This is a genomic window from Pseudomonas sp. zfem002, assembly GCF_032621685.1.
GTDB classification, from domain to species: domain Bacteria; phylum Pseudomonadota; class Gammaproteobacteria; order Pseudomonadales; family Pseudomonadaceae; genus Aquipseudomonas; species Aquipseudomonas japonica.
The window spans coordinates 137924-155945 of record NZ_JAVYJH010000006.1 but is presented as its reverse complement, the minus strand read 5'-3'; the positions used below and the strand labels follow the sequence as shown (position 1 = coordinate 155945).

13 protein-coding genes, 5 tRNA genes, 2 rRNA genes and 1 pseudogene are annotated in these 18022 nt (G+C 58.7%); 7 read left to right on the top strand and 14 right to left on the bottom strand.

What is annotated here, in order from left to right:
- Positions 1-142: 142 nt before the first annotated feature.
- The 12 genes and pseudogenes from RTI28_RS10570 to tyrS all read right to left on the bottom strand — a co-directional run.
- A pseudogene (locus RTI28_RS10570) lies at positions 143-703 on the bottom strand (GTP-binding protein); the annotation flags it as partial.
- Between the two features lie 81 nt (positions 704-784).
- A tRNA-Thr gene (locus RTI28_RS10565) sits at positions 785-860 on the bottom strand.
- 27 nt (positions 861-887) lie between these two features.
- A tRNA-Gly gene (locus RTI28_RS10560) sits at positions 888-961 on the bottom strand.
- A 23-nt stretch (positions 962-984) separates the two neighbouring features.
- Positions 985-1069 (bottom strand) — tRNA-Tyr (locus RTI28_RS10555).
- 145 nt (positions 1070-1214) lie between these two features.
- Positions 1215-1631 (bottom strand): hypothetical protein, encoded by a 417-nt coding sequence (locus RTI28_RS10550; RefSeq protein WP_316920397.1) that lies wholly within the window; start codon positions 1629-1631, stop codon positions 1215-1217.
- Between the two features lie 7 nt (positions 1632-1638).
- Positions 1639-2385 (bottom strand): pantothenate kinase, encoded by a 747-nt coding sequence (locus RTI28_RS10545; protein ID WP_316920396.1) that lies wholly within the window; start codon positions 2383-2385, stop codon positions 1639-1641.
- On the bottom strand, positions 2375-3331 hold the full coding sequence (gene birA / locus RTI28_RS10540; protein ID WP_316920395.1) for a bifunctional biotin--[acetyl-CoA-carboxylase] ligase/biotin operon repressor BirA: 957 nt from the start codon (positions 3329-3331) through the stop codon (positions 2375-2377). The genes RTI28_RS10545 and birA overlap by 11 nt, the downstream gene beginning before the upstream one ends.
- Positions 3332-3711: 380 nt before the next feature.
- A 23S ribosomal RNA gene (locus RTI28_RS10535) occupies positions 3712-6602 on the bottom strand.
- A 235-nt stretch (positions 6603-6837) separates the two neighbouring features.
- Positions 6838-6913, bottom strand: a tRNA-Ala gene (locus RTI28_RS10530).
- Positions 6914-6936: 23 nt separating this feature from the next.
- Positions 6937-7013, bottom strand: a tRNA-Ile gene (locus RTI28_RS10525).
- Positions 7014-7090: 77 nt separating this feature from the next.
- Positions 7091-8616 (bottom strand): 16S ribosomal RNA (locus RTI28_RS10520).
- Together the 16S and 23S rRNA genes with 2 tRNA genes alongside form the textbook arrangement of a ribosomal RNA operon.
- Positions 8617-8980: 364 nt before the next feature.
- Complete coding sequence (tyrS, locus tag RTI28_RS10515) at positions 8981-10180, bottom strand: tyrosine--tRNA ligase (protein ID WP_316920394.1); 1200 nt, start codon at positions 10178-10180, stop codon at positions 8981-8983.
- A gap of 210 nt (positions 10181-10390) precedes the next feature.
- On the opposite strand from tyrS, the gene RTI28_RS10510 reads away from it, so the two are divergent.
- Positions 10391-11818, top strand: coding sequence for a peptidoglycan DD-metalloendopeptidase family protein (locus RTI28_RS10510; RefSeq protein WP_316920393.1), 1428 nt, complete (start codon positions 10391-10393; stop codon positions 11816-11818).
- A 3-nt stretch (positions 11819-11821) separates the two neighbouring features.
- Positions 11822-12913, top strand: coding sequence for an anhydro-N-acetylmuramic acid kinase (locus RTI28_RS10505; protein WP_316920392.1), 1092 nt, complete (start codon positions 11822-11824; stop codon positions 12911-12913).
- Positions 12914-12970: 57 nt separating this feature from the next.
- Here the strand turns inward: RTI28_RS10505 and erpA are convergent, their stop codons facing one another.
- Complete coding sequence (erpA, locus tag RTI28_RS10500; protein ID WP_009408529.1) at positions 12971-13321, bottom strand: iron-sulfur cluster insertion protein ErpA; 351 nt, start codon at positions 13319-13321, stop codon at positions 12971-12973.
- Between the two features lie 143 nt (positions 13322-13464).
- The gene (gene argC, locus RTI28_RS10495) at positions 13465-14499 is read right to left on the bottom strand and encodes an N-acetyl-gamma-glutamyl-phosphate reductase (protein WP_316920391.1); all 1035 of its coding nucleotides are present in this window, start codon (positions 14497-14499) and stop codon (positions 13465-13467) included.
- Positions 14500-14641: 142 nt separating this feature from the next.
- Between argC and hemJ the strand changes: the two genes are divergently transcribed.
- The 5 genes from hemJ to coq7 all read left to right on the top strand — a co-directional run bounded on the left by hemJ (position 14642) and on the right by coq7 (position 18021).
- Positions 14642-15064, top strand: coding sequence for a protoporphyrinogen oxidase HemJ (gene hemJ, locus RTI28_RS10490; protein ID WP_170946394.1), 423 nt, complete (start codon positions 14642-14644; stop codon positions 15062-15064).
- 30 nt (positions 15065-15094) lie between these two features.
- Positions 15095-16051: a nitronate monooxygenase family protein gene (locus tag RTI28_RS10485; protein ID WP_316920390.1), complete on the top strand. Its 957-nt coding sequence runs from the start codon at positions 15095-15097 to the stop codon at positions 16049-16051.
- Between the two features lie 72 nt (positions 16052-16123).
- Positions 16124-16897 carry an SDR family oxidoreductase gene (locus RTI28_RS10480; RefSeq protein WP_316920389.1) on the top strand — a complete coding sequence of 258 codons (774 nt, stop codon included), beginning with the start codon at positions 16124-16126 and terminating at the stop codon, positions 16895-16897.
- 72 nt (positions 16898-16969) lie between these two features.
- Positions 16970-17308, top strand: a complete 339-nt coding sequence (locus RTI28_RS10475) for a histidine triad nucleotide-binding protein (RefSeq protein ID WP_042123865.1) — start codon at positions 16970-16972, stop codon at positions 17306-17308.
- A 65-nt stretch (positions 17309-17373) separates the two neighbouring features.
- Complete coding sequence (coq7, locus tag RTI28_RS10470) at positions 17374-18021, top strand: 2-polyprenyl-3-methyl-6-methoxy-1,4-benzoquinone monooxygenase (RefSeq protein WP_316920388.1); 648 nt, start codon at positions 17374-17376, stop codon at positions 18019-18021.
- Position 18022: the final 1 nt, after the last annotated feature.

Sequence of the window (18022 nt, the reverse complement as noted above, 5' to 3'; positions counted from 1 at the left end):
ACGCTCTGGCTCTGGGATGTAGCTGTCCAGGGTTTCAACCAGCTTCTTGACAGCGGTGGTGCCCAGTTCGTTGTCGTCCTGGCCGTTCAGGGCCATCAGAGCCGAACCAACGATGATCGGGGTGTCATCGCCTGGGAAGTCGTAGGTGCTCAACCAGCTTCTTGACAGCGGTGGTGCCCAGTTCGTTGTCGTCCTGGCCGTTCAGGGCCATCAGAGCCGAACCAACGATGATCGGGGTGTCATCGCCTGGGAAGTCGTAGGTGCTCAGCAGGTCGCGAACTTCCATCTCGACCAGCTCCAGCAACTCTGCGTCGTCAACCATGTCAGCCTTGTTCAGGAAGACAACGATGTACGGTACGCCTACCTGACGGGACAGCAGGATGTGCTCACGGGTTTGTGGCATCGGACCATCGGCGGCCGAGCAAACCAGGATCGCGCCGTAGTCGGCGTGGCCTGGGCAGTCAACGTGCGCGTAGTGACGCACGTTCGAGTCGTACTCCACGTGAGCGGTGTTGATGGTGATACCACGAGCCTTCTCTTCTGGAGCCGAGTCGATCTTGTCGAAGTCAACACGAGCCGAACCGAAAACCTCGGAGCAGACGCGAGTCAGCGCTGCAGTCAACGTAGTCTTGCCATGGTCGACGTGACCAATGGTGCCGACGTTAACGTGCGGCTTGTTACGTTCAAACTTTTCCTTAGCCATCGATACGATCCTCCAACAGAAGAATTAAGCCATGACACCCATTAAAACAAAGGCAGATATTTTCATATCTGCCTTGTTATATGGAGCTCTTGAGCGGATTTGAACCGCTGACCTCACCCTTACCAAGGGTGTGCTCTACCAACTGAGCTACAAGAGCGAAACACATTTTGCAACAGCCGCAATCTGGAGCGGGTAGCGGGAATCGAACCCGCATCATCAGCTTGGAAGGCTGAGGTTCTACCACTAAACTATACCCGCGGAGCTTGCAGCTCTCGCTAAACTGGTGGAGGGGGAAGGATTCGAACCTTCGAAGTCGTAGACGTCAGATTTACAGTCTGATCCCTTTGGCCGCTCGGGAACCCCTCCTGAGCTTGGTCGGCATTCTCTATCCTTGCCGTCCCGCTGTCAAGCTTTTTCTCTTTAAAATCTTGAGGTTAGCTTCTTTGACAGCAGCTTCTCAGTTCAGCCACTTAGTGGTTATCCCTGTGAAGCGGGCGCCATTCTATGCAAACTATTCGACCGTTGCAATACCCTCGCACTGCATTATTTTACTCTTTAAGTCATTGAAATCACGGGAAAGACTGCTGACCAGGGTTTCGTCCAGCAAATGCCGGCTTTCAGGCCTGATCTGCAGCCACCAACCCGGGTTGTCCGCCACCTTGCCGACGACCTTTCTGGAGGCGATATCCAGGCTGATCAGGCGTTGCCGCAAGGCTTCAAGCACTTCGGGCGTCGCCAACCCTCCCAGGTACAGACAATCCTTCTCGGACTTTGCCTCTCGAGCCTCACTCAGCAGGCGAATGTCCTGCTGGCTGCCCTTGTACAGAGACAGAGACTCCACCTCCTTGGCCTTGAGTGGAGCCTCCTGCTGGTGCCATACGTAATAGAAGACATTCAGGACCAGTAGCAGAAGAAACAACCAACGCATATGCACCTCAGTCCAATGGACAAGCGATGGCGAGCCCAACGAATACCAGATCAGGAACAACGCGAGCCAATGGCACCACCTTGTTCACCAGCGAAGCATCACCACCCGTAACGAACAAGGTGAACTCCTCGCCCCACTGCGCACGCGCCTGCTCGAGCTGGGTCAGGACGAATCCTTGCAGCATCAGCATGCAACCACGCTCCACCGCCTCCACCGTCGCACGCCCGGGCGCCAGGCTCGTCAGCGCCTGCTCGGCAGATGCGTCGTCGTAACGAATTCGCCGTGTATGCGTGCGTAACTGATTACGCATCAGAGGCATTCCAGGACAGATGAAGCCACCGAGATGCTCACCACTCGCACTCACGAAATCGGAGGTGACCGCCGTACCGAGATCGATGACAACGCACGCCCTCTTCGCCAGATGATAACCACCCAACAAAGCCAGCCACCGATCCAGCCCTAGTCGCTCATAGTCTTCATAGCCATTCCGAACACCCGCAAGTTCCCGTGCAGGGCCAGCCTTTCGAACCGAGAGTGCAAAGGAAGCAACAAGCGCCTCTACCAGCACACTGGTTTCTTCTTCGCTACGAACGCTCACCAACCGACAGAAGCGCGGAGAAAGCCCAGTCGCCCCCACCGCAAGCAGCAACGCCTTATCCGAGTCGACAACCCCCCCGGCCATGACTACGGCATCGGCACGCCGGATAACCCGCCACTTGATAAAGCTGTTCCCACAATCGAGCTCAAGAATCATCGCGCAACCTCAAGCTGAGCTCTCCACCACTGAAGCTCTTTTCAACCCCATCAACCTCAAGTCGCAAGGCGCCCTGACGATCGACGCCCAGAACCGTACCATTAATGCTATTGGAGCCGGCAATCAGCGAAACAGCCCGGCCCTGCCAAAGATGAGCGTCTTCCCACTCCCCCTGCAGGCCGGCAAAGCCATGCTCGTGATGACGAGCCAGATAGGCCTGCATATTATCGCTAAGCAGAGCCGCAAGCTGATTTCGGTCGACCAACCGCCCACACTCAAGGGCGAGCGAAGTCCAGGCCTGATCGATATCGGCCTCCTGCATATTGACGTTGATCCCGATACCGAGCACGACATGGCAGACATCCGCCGGATCACCAACCAACTCCAGGAGAATCCCCGCCACCTTGCGATTTTCCACAAGTACATCGTTTGGCCATTTCAGCCCAGCGCCGGCGACACCGAGGGAAAGCAACGTCTGCCGAACCGCCAAGCCCACTACCAGGCTGAGCCCTTCGAGCTGGCGCATGCCACCTTCTACCCGCAGCACCAGGCTGTAATAGAGATTCTGCGCAAACGGACTCAACCAGGCGCGACCGCGGCGCCCACGCCCAGCACTTTGGCGTTCGGCCAACACCAGGAATGGCGCCGCCCGACCGCTCGCGATCAAGCGTAAAGCCTCGGCGTTGGTAGAGTCGATTTCGTCATGAATCAGCACCGGCCAGGATGCTTTGGCGGTCAACCGGGAAATCTGTTCCGCATCGAGCAGCATCAAGGGCGAGGCCAGCCGATAGCCGCGGCCACGAACCTTGTAAACCGTTAGATTCAGTTCCGACTCAAGGAGCTGCAATTGCTTCCAGACAGCACTGCGGCTCACCCCCAGTGCTGCGCCCAAGGCTTCACCAGAATGAAATCGACCGTCCTTGAGGAGCGTTAACAACTTCAGCATGCCAATCTCGATACATAATGAGGCACGCATGATAGCCATGACCGGTGAGATTGCATAGAAATCAGAGAGGCACCGGTCTGCGATTTGCCCCAGATACGCTCGATGGATTTATTTCGCCCATGAAAGACAAAACCCCTACCTGCATTTGCAGATAGGGGTTTCGGAATTGAATCTTGACGATGACCTACTCTCACATGGAGAAGCTCCACACTACCATCGGCGATGCGTCGTTTCACTACTGAGTTCATTCTGTGTGCCGTCTCGCCTTTCGGCGCTACAGCAAATCGGGTATGTGATGTCTTGTGAGTCGCAAACTTTCGGTTCGTTTCGTCTTCACCACACCGCAATCTGGCTCGTCGCTCAAATTGCTTGGGTGTTATATGGTCAAGCCTCACGGGCAATTAGTATTGGTTAGCTCAACGCCTCACAGCGCTTACACACCCAACCTATCAACGTCGTAGTCTTCGACGGCCCTTCAGGGAGCTCAAGGCTCCAGTGAGATCTCATCTTGAGGCAAGTTTCCCGCTTAGATGCTTTCAGCGGTTATCTCTTCCGAACATAGCTACCCGGCAATGCCACTGGCGTGACAACCGGAACACCAGAGGTTCGTCCACTCCGGTCCTCTCGTACTAGGAGCAGCCCCTCTCAAATCTCAAACGTCCACGGCAGATAGGGACCGAACTGTCTCACGACGTTCTAAACCCAGCTCGCGTACCACTTTAAATGGCGAACAGCCATACCCTTGGGACCGGCTTCAGCCCCAGGATGTGATGAGCCGACATCGAGGTGCCAAACACCGCCGTCGATATGAACTCTTGGGCGGTATCAGCCTGTTATCCCCGGAGTACCTTTTATCCGTTGAGCGATGGCCCTTCCATACAGAACCACCGGATCACTAAGACCTACTTTCGTACCTGCTCGACGTGTCTGTCTCGCAGTCAAGCGCGCTTTTGCCTTTATACTCTACGACCGATTTCCGACCGGTCTGAGCGCACCTTCGTACTCCTCCGTTACTCTTTAGGAGGAGACCGCCCCAGTCAAACTACCCACCATACACTGTCCTCGATCCGGATAACGGACCTGAGTTAGAACCTCAAAGTTGCCAGGGTGGTATTTCAAGGATGGCTCCACGCGAACTGGCGTCCACGCTTCAAAGCCTCCCACCTATCCTACACAAGCAAATTCAAAGTCCAGTGCAAAGCTATAGTAAAGGTTCACGGGGTCTTTCCGTCTAGCCGCGGATACACTGCATCTTCACAGCGATTTCAATTTCACTGAGTCTCGGGTGGAGACAGCGCCGCCATCGTTACGCCATTCGTGCAGGTCGGAACTTACCCGACAAGGAATTTCGCTACCTTAGGACCGTTATAGTTACGGCCGCCGTTTACCGGGGCTTCGATCAAGAGCTTCGCGTTAGCTAACCCCATCAATTAACCTTCCGGCACCGGGCAGGCGTCACACCCTATACGTCCACTTTCGTGTTTGCAGAGTGCTGTGTTTTTAATAAACAGTCGCAGCGGCCTGGTATCTTCGACCGGCATGGGCTTACGGAGCAAGTCCTTCACCCTCGCCGGCGCACCTTCTCCCGAAGTTACGGTGCCATTTTGCCTAGTTCCTTCACCCGAGTTCTCTCAAGCGCCTTGGTATTCTCTACCCAACCACCTGTGTCGGTTTGGGGTACGGTTCCCGGTTATCTGAAGCTTAGAAGCTTTTCTTGGAAGCATGGCATCAACCACTTCGTCGCCTAAAGGCAACTCGTCATCAGCTCTCGGCCTTGAAATCCCGGATTTACCTAAGATTCCAGCCTACCACCTTAAACTTGGACAACCAACGCCAAGCTGGCCTAGCCTTCTCCGTCCCTCCATCGCAATAACCGGAAGTACAGGAATATTAACCTGTTTTCCATCGACTACGCTTTTCAGCCTCGCCTTAGGGACCGACTAACCCTGCGTCGATTAACGTTGCGCAGGAAACCTTGGTCTTTCGGCGTGGGAGTTTTTCACTCCCATTGTCGTTACTCATGTCAGCATTCGCACTTCTGATACCTCCAGCAAGCTTCTCAACTCACCTTCACAGGCTTACAGAACGCTCCTCTACCGCATCACCTAAGTGATACCCGTAGCTTCGGTGCATGGTTTGAGCCCCGTTACATCTTCCGCGCAGGCCGACTCGACTAGTGAGCTATTACGCTTTCTTTAAAGGGTGGCTGCTTCTAAGCCAACCTCCTAGCTGTCTAAGCCTTCCCACATCGTTTCCCACTTAACCATGACTTTGGGACCTTAGCTGACGGTCTGGGTTGTTTCCCTTTTCACGACGGACGTTAGCACCCGCCGTGTGTCTCCCATGCTCGGCACTTCCAGGTATTCGGAGTTTGCATCGGTTTGGTAAGTCGGGATGACCCCCTAGCCGAAACAGTGCTCTACCCCCTGGAGTGATACATGAGGCGCTACCTAAATAGCTTTCGAGGAGAACCAGCTATCTCCGAGCTTGATTAGCCTTTCACTCCGATCCACAGGTCATCCGCTAACTTTTCAACGGTAGTCGGTTCGGTCCTCCAGTCAGTGTTACCTAACCTTCAACCTGCCCATGGATAGATCGCCCGGTTTCGGGTCTATACCCAGCGACTAAACGCCCTATTAAGACTCGCTTTCGCTACGCCTCCCCTATTCGGTTAAGCTCGCCACTGAATATAAGTCGCTGACCCATTATACAAAAGGTACGCAGTCACCTAACAAAGTAGGCTCCCACTGCTTGTACGCATACGGTTTCAGGTTCTATTTCACTCCCCTCTCCGGGGTTCTTTTCGCCTTTCCCTCACGGTACTGGTTCACTATCGGTCAGTCAGTAGTATTTAGCCTTGGAGGATGGTCCCCCCATATTCAGACAAAGTTTCTCGTGCTCCGTCCTACTCGATTTCATTGACAAGAGATTTTCGTGTACGGGGCTATCACCCACTATGGCGGCACTTTCCAGAGCCTTTCACTAATCTCAAATCAACTTAAGGGCTAGTCCCCGTTCGCTCGCCACTACTAAGGGAATCTCGGTTGATTTCTTTTCCTCAGGGTACTTAGATGTTTCAGTTCCCCTGGTTCGCCTCGTGTACCTATGTATTCAGTACAAGATACTCAGCTTGTGCTGAGTGGGTTCCCCCATTCAGAGATCTCCGGATCAAAGTCTGTTTGCCGACTCCCCGAAGCTTATCGCAGGCTACCACGTCTTTCATCGCCTCTGACTGCCAAGGCATCCACCGTATGCGCTTCTTCACTTGACCATATAACCCCAAGCAATCTGGTTATACTGTGAAGACGACATTCGCCGAAAATTTGCAACACTCTTACGAGTTGCTCACAAATTTTACCTTAGCCTGAATCAACACCAGTGAAAGTGTCGTTCAGTCTATTTCTATCACATACCCAAATTTTTAAAGAACGGACCAGTCAATAAAGACTAGAAATCAACATTCGACGCGAATGCTCATTTCTAAGCTTTGAACAGGATGCAGATTATGGTGGAGCCAAGCGGGATCGAACCGCTGACCTCCTGCGTGCAAGGCAGGCGCTCTCCCAGCTGAGCTATGGCCCCAGACTGAGGCGGTGTAACTTAATTGGTGGGTCTGGGCAGATTCGAACTGCCGACCTCACCCTTATCAGGGGTGCGCTCTAACCAACTGAGCTACAGACCCAATAAGCTGCTTTTCCGTCTTCTTCAATGAATCAAGCAATTCGTGTGGGAGCTCATGATACGGCTGATGTCGTCGATTAAGGAGGTGATCCAGCCGCAGGTTCCCCTACGGCTACCTTGTTACGACTTCACCCCAGTCATGAATCACACCGTGGTAACCGTCCTCCCGAAGGTTAGACTAGCTACTTCTGGTGCAACCCACTCCCATGGTGTGACGGGCGGTGTGTACAAGGCCCGGGAACGTATTCACCGCGACATTCTGATTCGCGATTACTAGCGATTCCGACTTCACGCAGTCGAGTTGCAGACTGCGATCCGGACTACGATCGGTTTTGTGAGATTAGCTCCACCTCGCGGCTTGGCAACCCTCTGTACCGACCATTGTAGCACGTGTGTAGCCCAGGCCGTAAGGGCCATGATGACTTGACGTCATCCCCACCTTCCTCCGGTTTGTCACCGGCAGTCTCCTTAGAGTGCCCACCTTAACGTGCTGGTAACTAAGGACAAGGGTTGCGCTCGTTACGGGACTTAACCCAACATCTCACGACACGAGCTGACGACAGCCATGCAGCACCTGTGTCAGAGTTCCCGAAGGCACCAATCCATCTCTGGAAAGTTCTCTGCATGTCAAGGCCTGGTAAGGTTCTTCGCGTTGCTTCGAATTAAACCACATGCTCCACCGCTTGTGCGGGCCCCCGTCAATTCATTTGAGTTTTAACCTTGCGGCCGTACTCCCCAGGCGGTCAACTTAATGCGTTAGCTGCGCCACTAAAATCTCAAGGATTCCAACGGCTAGTTGACATCGTTTACGGCGTGGACTACCAGGGTATCTAATCCTGTTTGCTCCCCACGCTTTCGCACCTCAGTGTCAGTATGAGCCCAGGTGGTCGCCTTCGCCACTGGTGTTCCTTCCTATATCTACGCATTTCACCGCTACACAGGAAATTCCACCACCCTCTGCCCTACTCTAGCTCGCCAGTTTTGGATGCAGTTCCCAGGTTGAGCCCGGGGCTTTCACATCCAACTTAACGAACCACCTACGCGCGCTTTACGCCCAGTAATTCCGATTAACGCTTGCACCCTCTGTATTACCGCGGCTGCTGGCACAGAGTTAGCCGGTGCTTATTCTGTCGGTAACGTCAAAACAGCAAGGTATTAGCTTACTGCCCTTCCTCCCAACTTAAAGTGCTTTACAATCCGAAGACCTTCTTCACACACGCGGCATGGCTGGATCAGGCTTTCGCCCATTGTCCAATATTCCCCACTGCTGCCTCCCGTAGGAGTCTGGACCGTGTCTCAGTTCCAGTGTGACTGATCATCCTCTCAGACCAGTTACGGATCGTCGCCTTGGTGAGCCGTTACCTCACCAACTAGCTAATCCGACCTAGGCTCATCTGATAGCGCAAGGCCCGAAGGTCCCCTGCTTTCTCCCGTAGGACGTATGCGGTATTAGCGTTCCTTTCGAAACGTTGTCCCCCACTACCAGGCAGATTCCTAGGCATTACTCACCCGTCCGCCGCTAACTCGAAGAGCAAGCTCTTCTCATCCGCTCGACTTGCATGTGTTAGGCCTGCCGCCAGCGTTCTGCTGATAATCTTTCTGACTATCAGTCCATTATCACAAGCACCCACACGAATTGCTTGATTCAGTTGTTAAAGAGCGGTGGCTGAAGTCTTTCGCTTCAACCGAGGCGCGCATTCTACGCCTTCCTCTAAGTCTGTCAAGCGTTTATTTTTTACAACCTGCTGTCAACTGCCTTTTTCAACCGCCTTCGTCTACGACCGAAGCACTTCCGATACTACCTGAAACATCCAACTCATTGATTCTCAAGGAGTTTTCCGTTTCGACTGCGCCGGAAGTGGGGCGAATTATAGAGAGATAAAGCAGGGCGTCAAGGGCTGAGTTGAAACTTTTTTCAAAACAGCCCTGAAACAGAACTGACACCTCTATATATAGAGGGCCCTTTCCTTACTCGGCCTTCAGCGTGATCCGCGCAAAGGCCTTCTTGCCAGCCTGACAGATACGGGTCTCACCCAGAGCGAAGACGAAACCACGATCGACGACCTCACCATCGACACGCACGCTACCGGCAGCCAGCAGATCCCGAGCCGCCGCGGAGTTCTTCACCAGGCCCGCCTTGTTCAGCACGGCCGAGATCGGCATGTCTTCCGACGCGACCACTTCGATCTCCGGCAGGTCTTCCGGCAGCTCGCCGTCCTTCATGCGGTTGCCCGCGGCACGATGAGCGTTGGCCGCCGCTTCTTCACCATGGAAGCGAGCCACAATCTCTTCCGCCAGCTTGATCTTGATGTCACGCGGGTTGGCGCCGGCAGCGACCTCGGCACGGAAGCCATCGATCTCTTCCAGCGAACGGAAACTGAGTAGCTCGAAGTAACGCCACATCAAGGTGTCCGGGATCGACACCAGCTTGCTGTACATCACGCCCGGCGCTTCCTGGATGCCCACGTAGTTACCCAGCGACTTGGACATCTTCTTCACGCCGTCGAGACCTTCCAGCAGCGGCATGGTCACGATGTTCTGAGCCTCCTGACCATAACCCCGCTGCAGCTCGCGCCCCATCAGCAGGTTGAACTTCTGGTCAGTACCACCCAGCTCGACGTCGGCCTTCAGCGCCACGGAGTCGTAACCCTGCACCAGCGGATAGAGGAACTCGTGAATGGCGATCGGCTGGTTGCTGGTGTAGCGCTTGTCGAAGTCGTCGCGCTCGAGCATGCGCGCCACGGTGTACTGCGAGGCCAGGCGAATGAAGTCGGCCGGAGTCAGCTTGTCCATCCAGGTGGAGTTGAACGCCACTTCGGTCTTGGCCGGATCGAGAATCTTGAAAACCTGCTGTTTATAGGTCTCGGCATTGTCCAGCACTTGCTCGCGGGTCAGCGGAGGACGGGTGGCGCTCTTGCCGCTCGGGTCGCCGATCATGCCAGTGAAGTCACCGATCAGGAAGATGACCTGATGCCCCAGATCCTGGAACTGGCGCAACTTGTTGATCAGCACCGTGTGCCCCAGGTGCAGATCGGGTGCAGTGGGATCGAAACCCGCCTTGATGCGCAGCGGCTGACCGCGCTTGAGTTTCTCGACCAGTTCGGACTCGACCAGTACCTCTTCCGCTCCACGCTTGATCAGCGCTAGCTGCTCTTCAACCGACTTCATAAACAGACCCGCAGGCTCAGATTCTAAAGGGCCCCAACCATACAAGATCAGCCGTCAATTACAAGATCGGGCCGGATGTGACCCGCGGACTGGCTGCTGACGTCTGCGTCGCTTGCTTTGGAAGGGATTTGGTTATATTTTATACAGTTATTTCATCTTCATCATGTCATTCATCTTTTCCATTTCATCTTTTTCAAAGCCATCTCACTCATGACCAACTCACCGCCTAAAGCGCCCCCGCTTTATCCGAAGAGCCACCTGTTGGCCGCCAGCGGCATCGCCGCCTTACTCAGCCTGGCCTTGCTGGTGTTCCCATCCAGCGAGGTCGAAGCCAAACGCACCACTCTGAATCTGGAGCTGGAAGCCCCTGCCGAGCAGCTCAAGGCCCAGCCCGAGCAGCCGTTGGCCGTGGAAGAGTCCAGCGCCTCGCCATTCGCCCAGATCGACACCGCCACGACGCCGAGCGAAGAAACCGCCAAGACCGAGCCGGCCCCCAAGGCCGAGGAAGTCGCCGAGGCAGCCCCTGCCAAGGAACCCGGTCACCGCGAAGTCACCGTTGCCCGTGGCGATACCCTGTCGACCCTGTTCGCCAAGCTCGGCCTGCCCGCCAATGCGGTGCATGAAGTGCTGGCCAGCAACAAGCAGGCGAAACAGTTCAGTCAGCTCAAGCATGGCCAGGTACTGCAGATCGAACTGGACAAGGACGGCCAGCTGGCCAGCCTGCACAGCAAGGTAAGCGATCTGGAAACCATCCGCTTGACCAAGAGTGCCAACGGTTATGCCTTCAACCGCGAAGTGACCAAGCCGGTGACCCGCTCCGCCTACGTGCACGGCGTGATCAAGAGCTCGCTTTCGGCCTCGGCCCAGCGCGCGGGTCTGTCGCACAACATGACCATGGATATGGCCAACATCTTCGGCTATGACGTCGACTTCGCCCAGGACATCCGCCAGGGCGACGAATTCGACGTGATCTACGAGCAGAAAGTGGTCGACGGCAAGGTGGTCGGCACCGGCAACATCCTTTCCGCGCGCTTCACCAACCGCGGCAAGACCTACAGTGCCGTGCGCTACACCAACAAGGCCGGTACCACCAGCTACTACACCGCCGACGGCAACAGCATGCGCAAGGCGTTCATCCGCACGCCGGTGGACTTCGCCCGCATCAGCTCGCGCTTCTCGGCCGGACGCAAGCACCCGATCCTGAACAAGATCCGCGCCCACAAGGGCGTCGACTATGCCGCGCCACGCGGCACGCCGATCAAGGCCGCCGGTGACGGCAAGGTCCTGCTCGCCGGTCGTCGCGGCGGCTACGGCAACACGGTGATCATCCAGCACGGCAACACCTACCAGACCCTCTACGGACACATGCAGGGATTCGCCAAGGGCGTGAAGACCGGCGGTTCCGTCAAGCAGGGCCAGGTCATCGGCTACATCGGCACCACCGGCCTGTCCACCGGACCGCACCTGCACTACGAGTTCCAGGTCAACGGCGTACACGTCGATCCGCTGGGCCAGAAACTGCCGATGGCCGATCCGATCGCCAAGGCCGAACGCCAGCGCTTCATGCAACTCAGCCAGCCACTCATCGCACGCATGGACCAGGAAAAGGCCACCATGCTGGCGTTGAACAAGCGCTGACCCATGGCCCTTTACCTTGGCGTGATGTCCGGCACCAGCCTCGATGGTCTGGACATCGCCTTGATCGAGCAGGCGCCGCAGGTCTCTCTGCTCGCCAGCCACTACATTCCCATGCCCGAGACGCTGCGCCTGGCCATGCTTGGCCTGTGCGCCAGCGGTCCCGACGAGATCGCCCGCGCCGCCCTGGCGGAAGCCGAGTGGGTACGCCTCGCGGCCCAGGGCATCCAGCATCTGCTCGATGCGCAGCATCTTCGCCCTGAAGATATCCGCGCCATCGGCAGCCATGGCCAGACCATCCGCCACGAACCCGCCCGTGGATTCACCGTGCAGATCGGCAACCCCGCCCTGCTCGCCGAGCTCACCAGCATTACCGTGGTCGGTGACTTCCGCCGGCGCGACGTTGCCGCCGGCGGCCAGGGCGCGCCGCTGGTACCGGCGTTTCACGATGCCTTGTTCGCCAGCCAGGGCGAACGCCTGGCGGTGCTCAACGTCGGCGGTTTCAGCAACCTCAGCCTGATCGAAAAGGACAAGCCGGTCAGCGGCTTCGACTGCGGTCCCGGCAATGTGCTGCTGGACGCCTGGATCAACCAGAAGCAGGGACTCGGCTACGACGCCGACGGCGCCTGGGCAGCCAGCGGCAAGGTCCTTCCTGGCCTGCTGGGCAATCTTCTGAGCGATCCGTTCTTCGCCGGGACCGGCCCCAAGAGCACCGGCCGGGAGCTGTTCAACCTGCCCTGGCTACAGCACCACCTGAGCACCCAGCCGGCCTGCGCCGACGAGGATGTGCAGGCCACCCTGCTGGAACTGACCGCACTGAGCATCGTCGATTCGCTGAGGAAGGCCCAGGAGGACACCCAGGTCCTGCTGGTCTGTGGCGGCGGCGCGCACAACGGCGCGCTGATGCAACGCCTGGCCGACCTGCTGCCGAACGCGAAGGTAAGCAGCACCGCGGCGTTCGGTGTCGACCCGGACTGGGTCGAGGCCATGGCCTTCGCCTGGCTGGCGCACTGCTGTCTGGAAGGCATTGCCGGCAACCGCCCCAGCGTCACCGGTGCCCGCGGCCTGCGCGTGCTCGGCGCCATCTACCCGGCGTGAACCGCAGAAAGCAAAACGCCGCGCATTAGCGCGGCGTCAGCAAAGGGTCCCGGCGAATCAGATCGAGAACGAAGAACCGCAACCACAGGTGGTCGTGGCGTTCGGGTTCTTGATGACGAAACGCGAACCTTCCAGGCCTTCCTGGTAGTCCACTTCAGCACCGGCCAGGTACTGGAAGCTCATCGGATCGACCACCAGGGCAACGCCCTCGCGCTCGACGATGGTGTCATCTTCCGCGATGTCTTCATCGAAGGTGAAGCCGTACTGGAAGCCGGAGCAGCCACCGCCCGTCACGAAAACTCGCAACTTCAGACGATCATTGCCCTCTTCGTCAACCAGGGTCTTCACCTTGTGCGCGGCGTTGTGCGTGAACTGCAAAGCCGAAGGGGTGAAGGATTCGACGCTCATGCTGAATATCTCCCGGCGTTATGCCGCCATTGCGTGATGGCGCGCATTATCCGCTTCCCCTAGAAAATCGGTCAACTATAGAAGCGGCATCAGGCTACAAGCGGAAAGTATAAGTGCCGCCCGCAGCCCGATGTGTCAGCCCCTTATGGCAGCAGGCCGGCGTGGGACAGGCCCAGGCGCTCGTCGAGGCCGAAGAGGATGTTGAGGTTCTGCACCGCCTGGCCGGACGCGCCCTTCACCAGGTTGTCGATGACCGACAGTACCACCACCAGATCGCCGTCCTGCGGGCGGTGCACGGCGATGCGGCAGACGTTGGCGCCTTTCACGCTGCGGGTTTCCGGATGGCTGCCGACCGGCATGACGTCGACGAACGGTTCATCGGCATAGCGCTTCTCGAACAGTGCCTGCAGGTCCACCGAGGTATCGGCGACGGTTGCGTACAGGGTCGAGTGGATACCGCGAATCATCGGGGTCAGGTGCGGCACGAAGGTCAGGCCGACTTCACCGCCGGCGGCGCGGCGCAGGCCCTGGCGGATTTCCGGCAGGTGACGGTGACCTTTGACGGCATAGGCCTTCATGCTCTCGCCCGCCTCGCAGAACAGCGAGCCGACACTGGCACCACGCCCGGCGCCACTGACGCCCGACTTGCAGTCGGCAATCAGCCGCGAAGTATCGGCGATACCGGCTTCCAGCAACGGCAGGAAGCCCAGTTGGGTAGCGGTCGGGTAGCAGCCAGGAACGGCGATCAGGCGCGCCTGGCGGATCTGCTCGCGGTTGACTTCCGGCAGGCCGTAGACCGCGTCCTTCAGCAGTTCAGGCGCGCCGTGGGGCTGGCCGTACCACTTGGCCCACTCGTCGGCGTCCTGCAGGCGGAAGTCGGCGGACAGGTCGATGACCTTGGTGCCGGCCGCCAGCAGCTCACCGGCCAGGGCATGGGCAACGCCGTGCGGCGTGGCAAAGAACACCACGTCGCAGGCGGCCAGGGTCTTGGTGTCCGGCACGGTGAAGGCCAGACCGTCGTAATGGCCTCGCAGGTTCGGGTACATGTCGGCCACCGCCAGGCCCGCTTCCGAGCGCGAGGTGATGACTGCGACTTCAGCCTGAGGATGCTGTGCCAGCAGACGCAGCAACTCGACACCGGTGTAACCCGTGCCGCCGACGATACCGACCTTGACCATGAACTGCCCCCTATCAACGAACCGACTGGAAAACCAGCGATGATAGGGGTCCGGGGTGACACCTACAACCGTTGAGATGACGGGCGCGGCGCCTAACCACTACTATCTGACGACCGTGAACCGCCAAGGAATAGAAAACATGCTGTACCTATGGATCAAAGCCCTGCACATCGTCAGCATCGTCTGCTGGTTCGCCGGACTGTTCTACCTGCCGCGCCTGTTCGTTTACCACGCCGCGAGCCAGGACCAGATCAGCCGCGAGCGCTTCGTGATCATGGAGCGCAAGCTCTACCGCTTCATCATGGGCCCGGCGATGATCGCCGCGTTCGTCTTCGGCATCTGGATGCTCTACCTGACCCCCGGCTGGCTGAGCCAGGGCTGGCTGCACGCCAAGCTGACGCTGGTGGTGCTGCTCACCGGCTACCATCACATGTGCGGCGCCAACGTGAAACGCTTCGCCCGTGGTGAAAACGCCCGCAGTCATACCTATTTCCGCTGGTTCAACGAAGTGCCGGTGGTGTTTCTGCTGCTCATCGTAATTCTGGTGGTCGTCAAGCCGTTCTGACAGTAGCCATCACTCACTCGAGAACCTGCCATGTCATTGCCCGCTCTGCTCGAACAACGCCTGCGCCTGCCCGTGGTGGCGGCTCCGATGTTTCTGATTTCGAACCCGCAGCTGGTCCTGGCCTGTTGCCGCAACGGCGTGATGGGCAGTTTTCCCGCACTGAACCAGCGTGATACCGCGGGCTTCAAGGCCTGGCTGGAAGAAATCGACGCCGGCCTGGCCGAGCTGGACAATCCCGCGCCCTACGCGGTCAACCTGATCGTCCACCAGAGCAATCCACGGCTGCAGGCCGACCTCGCGGTGTGCATCGAGCACAAGGTGCCCGTGGTGATCACCAGCCTTGGTGCCGTCAAGGAAGTGGTGGACGCCGTGCACAGCTATGGCGGCCTGGTGTTCCACGATGTCACGACGCGCCGCCATGCGGAAAAAGCCGCGCAGGCTGGCGTCGACGGACTGATCGCGGTCGCCGCTGGTGCCGGCGGGCATGCCGGGACCTGGAGCCCGTTCGCCCTGGTCAGCGAGATCCGCGAGTTCTTCGACAAGACCCTGTTGCTCGCCGGCTGCCTCAACCGCGGTCACGAGATCCTCGCCGCGCAATTGCTGGGCGCCGACCTGGCCTATCTCGGCACCCATTTCATCGCCAGCCGGGAGAGCCAGGCCTCGGCGGAATACAAGACCATGCTGCTGGAAGCCAAGGCCGCCGATATCGTGCACACCCCGGCGGTTTCCGGCGTACCCGCCAGCTTCATGCGCCAGAGCCTGGAACGCGCCGGGTATGACCTGGGCAGCCTGGCCAAAGGCGGCGATATCCAGCTCAAGCCAATCCACGAGGAAGCCAAGGCGTGGAAAACCGTGTGGTCCGCCGGGCAAGGTGTCGGCGCCATCGATGAGCAATTGCCGACGGAAGACTTGATCGCCCGTCTCGACGAGGAGTATCGCCAGGCGCTGGCCACGGCGAATCGTCTCGGCACGCACTGGCCACGCTGACGGGGCAGCCTTTGCCCCGCGCTCGCTGTAGACTACCCGCCCTTTTCGAACACCCCGCCATTGGAGAACTGCATGACCCGTTACGCCATGATCACCGGTGCCTCCAGCGGTCTGGGCCTGGCACTGGCCGAAGCATTGGCGCGGCGCGGTCGCAACCTGATCCTGGTGGCGCGCCAGCGCGAACGGCTGGAGCCGGTCGCCATCGAGCTGACCCAGCGTTTCGGTGTGGAGGTGCTGTTCCGCGCCTGCGACCTCGGCGAGCCGCTGCGCCTGTCGGGTTTCCTGCTGGAGCTGGAGGAAGGCGAGCGACAGATCGATCTGCTGGTCAACTGCGCCGGGATTCGCTCCTACGGGCATTTCCTCGCTCAGGAGTGGGGCGACGAGCAGGATCTGGTGGAGGTCAACATCCTTGCCCTGACTCGCCTCTGCCATGCCCTAGGCAACGCCATGGCCGTGCAGGGCGGCGGGCAGATCCTCAATGTCGCCTCGCTGGCCGCTTTCGCACCGGGGCCGTGGATGAGCAGCTACGCCGCGAGCAAGGCCTACGTGCTGCACTTCTCCGAAGGCCTGCGGGAAGAACTCCGACAGACCGGGATCAAAGTCTCGGTGCTCTGCCCCGGCCCGGTACGCTCGCCGAACCGGCGCATTCCCCGCCTGGACAACGGAAAGCGCTGCCTGAGCGCGGAAGAAGTAGCGCTGTACACGGTACGCGCGCTGGACCGCAACCAGGCCATCATCATCCCCGGCCGCCGCAATCGCTGGCTGGCCCGCGCGCCACGCCTGCTGGGCCGCTGGATCAGCCGCAAGCTGGCCGGTGCGATCAATCGCGCCTACTGTCCGCGCTGAGCGAATCGCCACTGGGCGACAGCGCAGCGGCTGAGTACACTCAGGCCCGACCACCACCATGGAGCAAGCGTTGTGGATACTATCTTCACCAAGATCATCAACCGGGAAATCCCGGCGAAGATCATCTACGAGGACGACCAGGTCCTGGCGTTCCACGATATCGCCCCGCAGGCACCGGTACACTTCCTGGTAATCCCGAAAAAGCCGATCCGCACCCTCAACGACCTCACCGAGGAAGACAAGGGCCTGGCCGGACACATCCTGTTCACCGCCCAGCGCCTGGCCCGGGAACTGGGTTGCGAAGACGGCTTCCGCGTCGTGATGAACTGCAACGAGCTGGGCGGCCAGACCGTCTACCACATCCATATGCATGTGCTCGGCCAGCGTCAGATGCACTGGCCACCGGGCTGATCCAGCGCAAGCCCTGTAACAGGGATTGGGTTAAACTGTCGGGCACATTCTTGCGGAGGTGCCCGATGGCTACCGAACGTCAATACTCGCCGCTCGACCGCTTGTTGCTGCAGGCCGACACCGCCATGCGCACCTTGCTGCCCTTCAGCGGCCAACCTGCCCGCCCGTCTCCTGCGATCGTCCAGCCCGAATCCGAGCTCGACGACAAGCAGGCCCGCCATGTCGCCGGACTGATGCGCATCAACCACACCGGTGAAGTCTGTGCCCAAGCGCTTTACCAGGGGCAGGCCCTGACCGCCAAGCTGCCGGAAGTGCGCAAGGCGATGGAACAGGCCGCCGATGAGGAAATCGACCACCTGGCCTGGTGCGAACAGCGCATTCGCCAGCTGGGTAGCTCGCCGAGCGTGCTCAACCCGCTGTTCTATGGCATGTCCTTCGGCATCGGCGCGCTCGCCGGGCTGGTCAGCGACAAGGTCAGCCTGGGCTTCGTTGCCGCCACCGAGCACCAGGTGTGCAAGCATCTGGATGAACACCTTGAGCAAATCCCCGCAGAAGACGAGAAATCCCGGGCGATCCTCGAACAGATGCGCATCGACGAGGAACATCACGCGGAAGCGGCACTGGATGCCGGCGGCTTCCGTTTCCCGCCTCCGGTCAAGTTCGGCATGAGCCTGATGGCCAAGGTCATGACCAAAAGCACCTACCGCATCTGAT

Bases quoted from the DNA above. Each gene is read 5' to 3' on its own strand.
- RTI28_RS10510 (WP_316920393.1), top strand. From the start codon at position 10,391: ATGACCAACTCACCGCCTAAAGCGCCCCCGCTTTATCCGAAGAGCCAC.
- argC (WP_316920391.1), bottom strand. From the start codon at position 14,499: ATGGTCAAGGTCGGTATCGTCGGCGGCACGGGTTACACCGGTGTCGAG.
- birA (WP_316920395.1), bottom strand. From the start codon at position 3,331: ATGCTGAAGTTGTTAACGCTCCTCAAGGACGGTCGATTTCATTCTGGT.
- RTI28_RS10505 (WP_316920392.1), top strand. From the start codon at position 11,822: ATGGCCCTTTACCTTGGCGTGATGTCCGGCACCAGCCTCGATGGTCTG.
- RTI28_RS10485 (WP_316920390.1), top strand. From the start codon at position 15,095: ATGTCATTGCCCGCTCTGCTCGAACAACGCCTGCGCCTGCCCGTGGTG.
- RTI28_RS10545 (WP_316920396.1), bottom strand. From the start codon at position 2,385: ATGATTCTTGAGCTCGATTGTGGGAACAGCTTTATCAAGTGGCGGGTT.
- coq7 (WP_316920388.1), top strand. From the start codon at position 17,374: ATGGCTACCGAACGTCAATACTCGCCGCTCGACCGCTTGTTGCTGCAG.
- RTI28_RS10550 (WP_316920397.1), bottom strand. From the start codon at position 1,631: ATGCGTTGGTTGTTTCTTCTGCTACTGGTCCTGAATGTCTTCTATTAC.
- tyrS (WP_316920394.1), bottom strand. From the start codon at position 10,180: ATGAAGTCGGTTGAAGAGCAGCTAGCGCTGATCAAGCGTGGAGCGGAA.
- RTI28_RS10480 (WP_316920389.1), top strand. From the start codon at position 16,124: ATGACCCGTTACGCCATGATCACCGGTGCCTCCAGCGGTCTGGGCCTG.
- erpA (WP_009408529.1), bottom strand. From the start codon at position 13,321: ATGAGCGTCGAATCCTTCACCCCTTCGGCTTTGCAGTTCACGCACAAC.